The sequence below is a fragment of the Pseudomonas sp. HMWF006 genome (assembly GCF_003061205.1).
In the GTDB taxonomy this organism is placed as follows: domain Bacteria; phylum Pseudomonadota; class Gammaproteobacteria; order Pseudomonadales; family Pseudomonadaceae; genus Aquipseudomonas; species Aquipseudomonas monsensis.
Genome location: NZ_QAIU01000246.1, coordinates 1 through 10,234, shown reverse-complemented (window position 1 = coordinate 10,234; position 10,234 = coordinate 1). Strand labels below are relative to the sequence as shown.

The 10,234-nt window shown below is 60.2% G+C and carries 11 protein-coding genes; 1 reads left to right on the top strand and 10 read right to left on the bottom strand.

Annotated elements, in window-relative coordinates; translation table 11 throughout:
* The 10 genes from DBR24_RS10080 to DBR24_RS10035 all read right to left on the bottom strand — a co-directional run.
* A partial coding sequence (locus DBR24_RS10080) for a phage tail protein (RefSeq protein ID WP_256591382.1) occupies positions 1 to 2,140 on the bottom strand: 2,140 nt, incomplete at its 3' end.
* On the bottom strand, positions 2,141 to 2,776 hold the full coding sequence (locus tag DBR24_RS10075; RefSeq protein ID WP_128614652.1) for a phage tail protein I: 636 nt from the start codon (positions 2,774 to 2,776) through the stop codon (positions 2,141 to 2,143).
* Positions 2,773 to 3,768: a baseplate J/gp47 family protein gene (locus DBR24_RS10070; RefSeq protein WP_128614651.1), complete on the bottom strand. Its 996-nt coding sequence runs from the start codon at positions 3,766 to 3,768 to the stop codon at positions 2,773 to 2,775. The genes DBR24_RS10075 and DBR24_RS10070 overlap by 4 nt, the downstream gene beginning before the upstream one ends.
* Positions 3,765 to 4,097, bottom strand: coding sequence for a phage baseplate protein (locus DBR24_RS10065; protein ID WP_123465132.1), 333 nt, complete (start codon positions 4,095 to 4,097; stop codon positions 3,765 to 3,767). The genes DBR24_RS10070 and DBR24_RS10065 overlap by 4 nt, the downstream gene beginning before the upstream one ends.
* Positions 4,098 to 4,112: 15 nt before the next feature.
* Positions 4,113 to 4,721, bottom strand: coding sequence for a phage baseplate assembly protein V (locus DBR24_RS10060; protein WP_123465130.1), 609 nt, complete (start codon positions 4,719 to 4,721; stop codon positions 4,113 to 4,115).
* Between the two features lies 1 nt (position 4,722).
* A complete protein-coding gene (locus DBR24_RS10055; RefSeq protein ID WP_128614650.1) occupies positions 4,723 to 5,244 on the bottom strand; it encodes a hypothetical protein in 522 nt (173 codons plus the stop codon).
* Between the two features lie 70 nt (positions 5,245 to 5,314).
* Positions 5,315 to 5,653: a phage holin family protein gene (locus DBR24_RS10050; protein WP_011332709.1), complete on the bottom strand. Its 339-nt coding sequence runs from the start codon at positions 5,651 to 5,653 to the stop codon at positions 5,315 to 5,317.
* A 144-nt stretch (positions 5,654 to 5,797) separates the two neighbouring features.
* A complete protein-coding gene (locus tag DBR24_RS10045; RefSeq protein ID WP_225931062.1) occupies positions 5,798 to 6,238 on the bottom strand; it encodes a tail fiber assembly protein in 441 nt (146 codons plus the stop codon).
* Positions 6,239 to 6,388: 150 nt separating this feature from the next.
* Positions 6,389 to 6,805, bottom strand: a complete 417-nt coding sequence (locus DBR24_RS10040) for a tail fiber assembly protein (RefSeq protein WP_128614649.1) — start codon at positions 6,803 to 6,805, stop codon at positions 6,389 to 6,391.
* A gap of 514 nt (positions 6,806 to 7,319) precedes the next feature.
* Positions 7,320 to 8,054 (bottom strand): XRE family transcriptional regulator, encoded by a 735-nt coding sequence (locus DBR24_RS10035; protein WP_047291917.1) that lies wholly within the window; start codon positions 8,052 to 8,054, stop codon positions 7,320 to 7,322.
* Positions 8,055 to 8,262: 208 nt separating this feature from the next.
* Here DBR24_RS10035 and mutS point away from each other — a divergent pair.
* A partial coding sequence (gene mutS, locus DBR24_RS10030; RefSeq protein WP_128614648.1) for a DNA mismatch repair protein MutS occupies positions 8,263 to 10,234 on the top strand: 1,972 nt, incomplete at its 3' end.

Sequence of the window (10,234 nt, the reverse complement as noted above, 5' to 3'; positions counted from 1 at the left end):
CCTCGATAATCAGGATGCCGTCGGCACCGTTGCCGCCTTTAAAGTTGTACGGGCACGACGGCTTGGCCAAAGCACCTCCACCACCTGCACCAGGATTTACGGCCCCCTCCCCCTCACGACTGGCGCCGCCCGAAGCGTTACCACCCGGTCCAAATTTGCTCGGACCTCCTTCACCGGATGTACAAAGAGCCAGTGTCGGCCCGCTCACTCCGCCACCGCCCTGGCCATTTGCATTGAGGGTCGATCCACCTGATGCCAACTCAGAGTTTGGGCTTCGGCCAAGTTGCAGAGGCGGTACACCGTTGAGCGAGAATCCTCCGCCGTATCCTCCTGGTGCAGCGATTCCGGCAAAAGAGGTTGTCCCCCCATTGAGACCGACATTTACAACAACGCCCACGCCACCCTTACCGATAGTGATCTGCTGACCATCGAACCCTTGAGTCAGCCAGCCTTCTGCGTAAGCGCCAGCACTACCACCGCAACCAGCGGACAGCTGAGTGTTGGCTGTCGAGGCAGCCCCTCCGCCGGCACCGCCACCACCTTGCAGTCTGTATTTGATTTTTTTGGTGTCGGGACCCGATTGATAAAGATCGTTGGCCTTGAAAATCCGGGTTCTCAGATAACGTCCAGAAGAGTTGCGAACTTCAACAGCGAGAGCGGCGACGTCGATGCTTCCTTGATTGACCGCCGCGTTCCAGGCTTTGATGCACCACATCACCGCCAGGTTGCGTGGACGCGTAACTCCCAATGCCCCAGTACTAACCGGAGTGGCGCCAGCGGTGAATACCGCATTGGAAACGCTGTAATCCGTCGTGTTATGAGGGTCAAGCCCATGTGCGTCCTGAAGTCCGGCATCTGATGCCATGTTATGCCAGAGGCCCGAAACTGCCGGATTAACATTGGAGGGGTCGAAAGACTGGAGGCTACCTTTTTGCCAACTGCCGATCGGACGTCCGCCATCTACACCACGCCCATGATCCCAACCGCGTAAAAACTCCCCACGCGCCTCAGGCAGCCGAAAATTCCCGACGCCCTCATCACCTTTGTTGAACTTGCCGCCCAGATAAGCGCTCAAGTCCGGGTAAGTCGCGCTGCTCTTGACGCTGTTGTCCAGCTCCAGAAAGCCCGGCGGCGGTGTATCGACCGGGAAGGCAACAATCGAACCTACCGGCAACGCCGAGGCCTTGGCGATCAGCGCTTCAACTTCGGCCTTGGTGTAGGAGTCCTTGATCCCGAACCCGGCCAACGTTTCAGGATTGGCCCCGGCAGTCGCCCGGCCATATTCATCAACCGTCAGACTCTTGTAAGTCCCGGCCGCAATCCCGGTTCGCCCCGCGAGCATCTTGAACGTCAGCGCAGTCGTGCCGAGGGTGATCGGCGCATTGGTGGTCAGATGCCACAACGAATCACCGTTCGCCGTGCCCTCCTCCACCATCACCGTCAGGCCCGGCGTCACCTTGGCGCTGGTGTTGGCATCGGTCGCCCGCACCCAGTCGCCGTTGGCGACGATCCACAGGCCGTTATCCTTGGCCAGGGTCTGGTTCGTCAGCAACACGCGGTCGCCAGCAATCACAGCTACGCCGTCGATCTGCTGCGCACCGTTCAACACGATGTTGGTCGAAGCCGCGACGCGCACCGATTGCTTGCCATCGAGTTTGCCAAGTTCTTCGGCGAGGTAACTCATGACCCAGGCACGAGTGGCCTTTACCACGGTGTCGTCGATCAGCAACGTCACCAGCGACGCATTACTGGTCTCGAAAATCGAGCGAATGTAGAACTCTTTACCCGAACCGGACGTGGCCAACACCGGTTTGAACGACTCCGGGTATTTGACGATGGCGTACAGAACGCCGGTGTCAGTCCACAGCCCTGCTTCCCGTACATACCAGCCGCCGACGTCCGGCGGAATGGTAACTTCGGCGAGTAACCAGCTCGGGTTTTTCTCGTCCTGGAACAGTGCGTTGAGTGGCCCGCGCCAGACTTCGCGTTTCAGCGCGGTGGCGGTCGCCGCCGGGTTGTAGACCGCGCCGCCGCCGTCGCCGACGGAAATCTGCGTCAGCTTGATCGGTGTGCCCGCGGCCTTGCACGCCGTTTCGTAGGCAATCCCTGCGTTGGTGAGCAGGGTGTAATAGTCAGCCATTCAGGCCCCCTGAGGATAAATTGTGGATGTTTCGACGGTGTACAACGCAGCGGCCATGAACGCCTCGCCAGAGGTTTCAAGCCCTTCGATGAACACCGGATAAACCGTGGTCAGTTCGCCGCAGAAAGTCGCAGCGGCGATGGAATGGCTGCCGAACGCGCTCAAGCCAACGGTTACCGAAAGAATGTCCCGCTCGCTCTTGGCATCCGCCAAGCGGCGGTCGAGACGAGCGTCGATTTCCGCGCTGTAGGGTTGCTCGCTGAAGGCGCGCACGGTGAAGCTGTAAGGCACGCCGGGCGGCGTTTGCTCGTACCAGGCGCGGACTTCGGGGCGCAGTTGTAAACCCTTCGCCGCGTTTTCCAGCGCCTTGCGAGTGCCGGCCTGGCGTGCGGTGGGCCAGGCCAGTTCGACGGTCAGGCGTTTTTCCGCTTCCGGTGCGCGGGTGCTCCATTCGGCGACGCCGCGATCCGCCGCCAGATACGGCAGGAACGCCACTGGCGTTTCGCTTGGATTCATCAGTTCAGGGAACGGCGGCGCGATGCGATCAAGCAGTGTGCCGAAGCCCAGATCCAGCCCCCGTTCGAGTGCCGAGCTGTTGGCCGGCAGCAGCGTCCGGCGATGCGTTGGCTCACTCATAGCGTCAGCACCTCAACCTCGACCGCCGTGCAGTACGGCGCCTGAAACGCAGTGGTCACGACCGGCGCCAGCGGTTCGAGAATCTGCAGTTGCACGGCGCCGGCGCTGTGCAGCGTGTAGTCGATCCAGCTCGGATCGACCCGCCCTTCGAGGCGATGACAACTGTCGGCGTAGGCCTGCAACTGCTGCTGCGCGGCGACTTTGGTCAGGCCTGAATCCGGCCCCGAATTGATCTTGGCGACGACGCGAATCTTGTAGCGCTGAATGTCGGCGGCCTTCACGGTGACGAGGTCGGTTTCCGGTCGTACATCCGGCCGGGCGAAGTGTTGACGCACGCCTTCCAGCAACGCTGCGGAAGGCGTGCCATCGCCGTCTCGCGACAGCACGGTGACCTGCACTTCCCCCGGCGCGGTACGACGACCATTACCATCCTTGACCTGTGCAGCGAGGCCGTCGGGGTTGAAGGTGTAAGTGACGTTGACCACACCCGCATCGGTGGACTCGACCTTCACCGACGGCCGTTCGCCGAGGGTGAATACCTCACGGCGATACTGCATCCGTGAACCCGCCGCCGGGGCATGCGGCGCCAGGTAATAACGCAGGCGTGCATCGTCATCGCTTTCGTAAATCGCGGGCACCGGCGGGAACGCTGTCGGGTCGCCCGGGTCGAGCAACTGCCGCTCCAGGCCCATGTCCGCCAACCGCGCATCGAGGTTGCTGCCGGTCGCCCACCACGCCAGCATCTGCTTGATGCGGGCGTTGTATTTGCGTTCGTGGGTTTGCAGCCGAACGCAGAAGGCTTCGAGCGCCATCGTCAGCAATTCGCTCTCGTTTTCCAGGCTGGTCTTGAGCTTTGCGGCACTCTCGGGCGAACGCGCACCGACGTATTCGACGACGAAGGTCTTGAACTCGGCGAGCAGCTCTTCGAACGCTTCGACAGTGATCAGCGCGGGTTCGGCCAACTGGTTCTGGCCGGGGATCAACATACTCATGTCACGACCTCGAAGGTTTGTTGACGGTTTTTCCAGGTGCCGGCGAAGCGCAGCAGCAAGCCGGCGCCCTGGCGGGTGGCGACGATCACTTGCGGCTGAAAATCGCTGATCCCGTTCTGCGTGTTGTAGAACGCCTGAGCCGCGTGGCTCTGGGCCAGAAGCAGAACGTCGTCACCGAGGTTCTGCCCCAGCAGCGTGGGGATCAGCGAGCCATAAAGGGGCCTTTTTTGCCGGGTGCCCAGCGGCGTGGTCAGGGCCCGGGTCGCGCGCTGCACAAACTGCAGCCAGTCGTCGACCGTGGCCCCGTTGTCTCTATCAATTCCGATCATGTTCAGGCTCTTGAATCAGGGGCTGATGACGCGGCCCTGGTGATCGACCAACGGGCCGCTGAAGTGCACGCCCGAGGCGTCGATGGTCAGGCCGACGGCGCCCAGTTGCAGGCTGATCGCTTGCGGCGTCATCGCCAGTTGCGCCGGGCCGATGCTCAGTTGCAGCGCCTGGCGAGAGCCAGTGAAGGCCGCCGGCCCGTTCTGCCAGTGCAGGGTGTGACTGGCGTCGTCGTAACCGCTTTCGCTGCCGTCGACATGCACCCGTCGCGTCAGCGTCGGTACCGTTGCCGTCGGCGGAAACCGGTCACTGTTCAGGCCGAACAGCGCCACACTTTGCGCGCCGCTTTCACCACTGCCGTAGTTAAACAACAGACACTGTTCGCCGACGCTCGGAATCCGCGATTCGCTCTGGGCGCCGGCACTCGGATTGAAGAATTTGATGGCCGGCGTGAGCAAACCACCGTGGCTGACCTGGCAGGTATTGCTCGCAGCATCGACGGTCTGGCAAATGCCGATGCGGCAGAAGCTTTCGGCGCGTCGGTGCAGGTCGTCGATCTCCGCTTCCATCTCGGCCAGCCGCTCGATGATCGGGCCGAGTTGCATGCGCAATAGTCCGTCGAACATCTCAGGCCTCCAGCGCGGTGTATTGGTCGGGGTCGTCGATGTTGCTGACTTCCCAGGTACGGGCGAATTTCGGCGTGCCGAGCGGATCGTCGAGCAAGGTCGGGCCGAGGTAGAGGGTCTGATTGAACGACAGCGTCCAGGCTTTGTATTGCTGATCGCCGCGGATGAGCAATGACGGCAGGCCATCAATGTTCATTGGCAGATCGCATTGATCGCCGGGCAAGCTCCAGCGGTTGTCGGTGATCAGGTTTTTCAGCACCGCGATCAGATCGCACGCTGCAAATGCGCTGGCGGCAAGGGCCGGGATGACTTGCAGGGACACCGTCATGACATGAGCAATGCGTCCGTCCGCGGCGCGCTCTCCCGGTCCATTCCGCTCGAAGTTGATCAACACCCAGGCCTGATCGCCCGGCGCAGTGAAATCATCGTGATTGCCGACATTGAGGTTGAGTCCGGCAGTGTTGCGCAGTGTCGTCGCGATGGCTGTGAACAGTTGCGACGGCTGCTGGATCGGTGTGGGCATACATGACCTCCTTTTCAATCGTCCACGCGCAGCCCTGCCGCCAAAATGGCGGCACGGAGAAGTACTAAAGTTAAGGTTGGTCGCGAGGCGGAACTTCGCAGACGCCGATGCGCTTGGCGGCCCAGCGTTCGTACAACCCGATGGCGACGTCGGCGCCGGCCATCGCTGTCAGGCAACCGAATGCGCCGGCGGCCCAGATCGAAAGACCGGCGGCGTACAGCAGCATGATTGCCGAGACGCCGCAGATCATGCAGGCGCCAGAGCGCAAGGCAAGGCGTCGCAGCAGTGACCAGCCACGGGCGCCCTCCTTGTCGGCGCGCCACATTTCGCCGGACACCCCGCCGACGACGGCGAGGAGGATGACCAGCCAGATCGGCATGTCCGCCAACGCTTGTTGCTCGTTTGTCATGTCACGCCTCCGGAAGTATTGGGTGAGTGGTGTGTGTTGGGATCAATCGCATTCTCTTGAGGCAGGCATTCCAAAAAGCCCGGCGCTGAGGCTGGGCTTTTCAGTAATGCGCTCTCGATAGAGGGTGTGACGGTCATGACCGAATCAGAAAGGAGCGACCGGCCAGTTGACGGTGGATGGATAGCCGGATTGTTTGTTCATGTCGCTGAGACCAACGCAGTACTGTTTGTAAGCGAGCAACAGCGCTTGTTCTTCAGGTGTGGCAACACCAAGGTCGACCTTGTAGTGCAGGGAATTCAACATCAACCACTGCCCTGCCGCAGAAAGAAGCTCCAGAGCTTCCTGCGCTACATCTTTTTCCATCTCTTGAGAGGTGGGTTCACTGAACTCCCAATCAACATAATTTGTCGTCGTCCCCTTCCATCCCACCTGGACTGCCGGGTTTGCTGTGATATCCACCCAAAAACCATTCGACAACTTTGCTTCTACTGGCATGGCCGTAGGCTTCTCGACAGCGTCGACAATCACCAGAACTTTGTTGAAGGGTTTGGAATAGTTGAAGCGAACAAAAGCATAGCGGTTCATTTGTTTCTCCTGCTGGCACTCATTGCGAAGATTGGCTTGAGGCTCTGAGTAAACATCGCAGGCACTGTTGAATCGCCCGGTTATGCACCGGGCTCTTCAGCGTCGCACTGCGGATTTCAAATAGTGATGTTGCGGTGCAAGAAGCGCTGTTTATGGAACTTCAGGCCAGTTGACCGTCAGCGGATAACCAGACTGTTTGTTGACGTTGCTCAGATCAATGAAGAACTGCTTATATTCCAGTAGCGCAGCTTTCTCAGCCGGCGTGGCCAGCCCCAGCTCAACCTTTTGCACCAAGGCCGACGTCGCCAGCGTGGTATTGGCTTTATCGAGACGATTGGTTCTTGCGTTACGCAATTGCATAGCCAGCAAGGACGGCTGGCCCCACATATCGCTGTCGGTAAATGTCCAGACGCCGTTGGTGTTTACCGCGTTCCAGGAGTAATCGATCTTCGGCAGTGCGCTGACATCCACCCAGACTTGATCTGCCGGAAACTCATCGGTGATCGGGTTAGCGGTTTCAAAAATGTTGTCGACCTTGCCAGCAACGACACGTGCGTACTTCTTCATGTTCATCTTCCTTTTTGATTGCCGGCATTGCGGCATTTCAGATCCTGCCCAGGCAGGCATTCCAAAAAGCCCGGCAATCTGCCGGGCTTTTCAGTAATGCGCTCCTTCGCCTTCCTTCAAATCCTGTGTTCGAGAAGGAAGCTGACTTTTCGGCGCTACTGGCGCGGTACGAGTCCATTCAGATTGTTTTTCCGACCGCGGTCCCTGCCCGCCGGATAACTGCTTCTGGTGCTTTACGCTGCACACCCGGGTCAGTTGCCAACCCTCTGAACCGTTGAGGCCGGTTCATCGCTGCCTGTTCTTGTGGAACTAAAGAGCTGTCTTGCTCAGCCGCTTTGTCGAGCGGCTTGGTGGCAAGGATATGCACTCATGCATATGCAGTCAATGCGTAAATGCATTTATTTTTGCACGAGAAATGCGCGAATGCATGAAAGCTCCGCGGCTAAAGGGTTTGAGGTTTTTACGCAGACGAAAAAAAACCCGCCGAGGCGGGTTCTATCTGAAGGTGTTCAGGCTAACGGGCGTACATGCCCCACCAGAAGACGTGACCGAGGATGACGATCTGCTCGTCCTGCATATCCTGGAAGCTGTAGTCCTCGTCCGGATGCTCGTCACGGTTGAAACTGCGCAGACGGATACCGGTCGGCAGACGGTAGAGCTGCTTCACGCGCAACTGACCGTTGTGGTTGATCGCGTACAGGTCGCCATCAATGATGTCGCCGATGCCACACTTGCCGGCATTCACACCGACGGTGGCGCCGTCACGCAGCACCGGCAACATGCTGTTGCCGCGGACTGTCACGCACTTGGCCTGGTCGAACTGCACACCGTTATGGCGCAGGCTGCGCTTGCCGAAGCGCAGGCTGGAGCGTTCGCTCTCTTCGATGACGAATCTTCCTGATCCAGCAGCCAATTCAACCTCGCGAAGAAAGGGCACCGACACCTCGTCGTCATCGACAGGGGTATCGTCGTCCCACAGGCTTATGTCCTTGAGTTCCGCATGCACGTCATCACGCGCGCCACCGGTCGCGGTCGCGACATCGGCGCGACCGCGCAATTGATCGGTGCTCACATTGAAGTACTCGGCGATCTTCGAGATATGTTTATCCGAGGGATCGACGATCTTCCCGCTGAGAATCCGCGAGAGAGTGGATTGAGGCACGCCGGTGCGACGGTGGAGCTCCGTAGGGGAGATCCCGTGCTGATCGAGCAGTGCTCTTAAGACGGAGGATACGTTGCGTTTTTGCATAACGCGCATAGTGCTTGAAGTTTTTCGCGAAGACAAATGCTGATTTGCATAAATCGTGCATAATTCTCAATTTTCTGAGAAAACTGCCAGTGAGCCGTCATGCCTGCGTCGAGCGGACTGCCCATGGTAACCTTGCGCCCATCGCGGAAAAGCCTGGGCCTTGCCCCGCTTCTACCCCACATCTTTTAACGAGTTGCCCGACAATCCGATGAATAAAGCCGTCTCCGACCTGTCCTCCCACACTCCGATGATGCAGCAATACTGGCGCCTGAAGAACCAGCACCCGGATCAGCTGATGTTCTATCGCATGGGCGACTTCTACGAGATCTTCTATGAAGATGCGAAGAAGGCCGCCAAGCTGCTCGACATCACGCTGACCGCCCGTGGGCAGTCGGCAGGACAGGCGATTCCGATGTGCGGGATTCCTTATCACGCAGCGGAAGGTTACCTGGCGAAACTGGTCAAGCTCGGCGAGTCGGTGGTGATCTGCGAGCAGGTCGGCGACCCGGCCACCAGCAAAGGGCCGGTGGAACGTCAGGTAGTGCGAATCATCACGCCGGGCACAGTCAGCGATGAAGCGCTGCTGGATGAGCGTCGCGACAACCTGATCGCCGCCGTGCTGGGTGACGAGCGCCTGTTCGGTGTGGCGGTGCTGGACATCACCAGCGGCAACTTCACCGTGCTGGAGATCAAGGGCTGGGAGAACCTGCTGGCGGAGCTGGAGCGGGTCAATCCAGTGGAGCTGTTGATCCCGGATGACTGGCCGAAAGACCTGCCGGCGGAAAAACGCCGTGGGGTACGGCGTCGTGCACCGTGGGATTTCGAGCGCGATTCGGCGCTGAAGAGTCTCTGCCAGCAATTCTCCACTCAGGATCTGAAAGGCTTCGGCTGCGAAACCCTGACGCTGGCCATCGGCGCCGCCGGTTGCCTGCTGGCCTACGCCAAGGAAACCCAGCGCACCGCCCTGCCCCACTTGCGCAGCCTGCGTCACGAACGTCTTGATGACACCGTCGTGCTCGATGGCGCGAGCCGGCGCAATCTGGAGCTGGACACGAACCTTGCCGGTGGCCGCGACAACACCCTGCAATCGGTGGTCGATCGCTGCCAGACCGCGATGGGCAGCCGCCTGCTGACCCGCTGGCTGAACCGTCCGCTGCGCGATCTGAGCGTGCTGCTGGCGCGACAGACTTCGATCACTTGCCTGCTCGACGGCTACCGCTTCGAAAAGCTGCAACCACAGCTCAAGGAAATCGGCGACATCGAGCGGATTCTCGCGCGGATCGGGCTGCGCAATGCCCGTCCCCGTGACCTCGCCCGTCTGCGCGATGCGCTCGGCGCGTTGCCGCAACTGCAAGTGGCGATGACCGATCTGGAAGCGCCACACCTGCAAGGTCTGGCGACCACCACCAGCACCTACCCGGAACTGGCGGCGCTGCTGGAAAAAGCCATCATCGACAACCCGCCTGCGGTGATCCGCGACGGCGGCGTGCTGAAAACCGGTTACGACAGTGAACTCGACGAGCTGCAATCGCTGAGCGAGAACGCCGGCCAGTTCCTGATTGACCTGGAAGCCCGGGAAAAGGCCCGTACCGGCCTGGCCAACCTGAAAGTCGGCTACAACCGTATTCACGGCTACTTTATCGAGCTCCCGAGCAAGCAGGCAGAATCCGCTCCGGCGGACTACATTCGTCGCCAGACCCTCAAGGGCGCCGAGCGCTTCATCACGCCGGAACTGAAAGAATTCGAAGACAAGGCGCTGTCCGCCAAGAGCCGTGCCCTCGCCCGCGAGAAGATGCTCTACGAGGCCCTGCTGGAAGACCTGATCAGCCAGTTGCCACCGCTGCAGGACACTGCCGGCGCTCTGGCCGAGCTGGACGTGCTGAGCAACCTCGCCGAGCGTGCGCTGAACCTTGACCTGAACTGCCCGCGCTTCGTCAGCGAGCCGTGCATGCGCATCACCCAGGGCCGTCACCCGGTGGTCGAGCAAGTGCTGACCACGCCGTTCGTGGCCAACGACCTGAGCCTGGATGACAACACGCGGATGCTGGTAATTACCGGCCCGAACATGGGTGGTAAATCCACCTACATGCGCCAAACCGCGTTGATCGTGCTGCTGGCACACATCGGCAGCTTCGTACCGGCAGCCAGTTGCGAATTGTCGCTGGTGGACCGGATCTTCA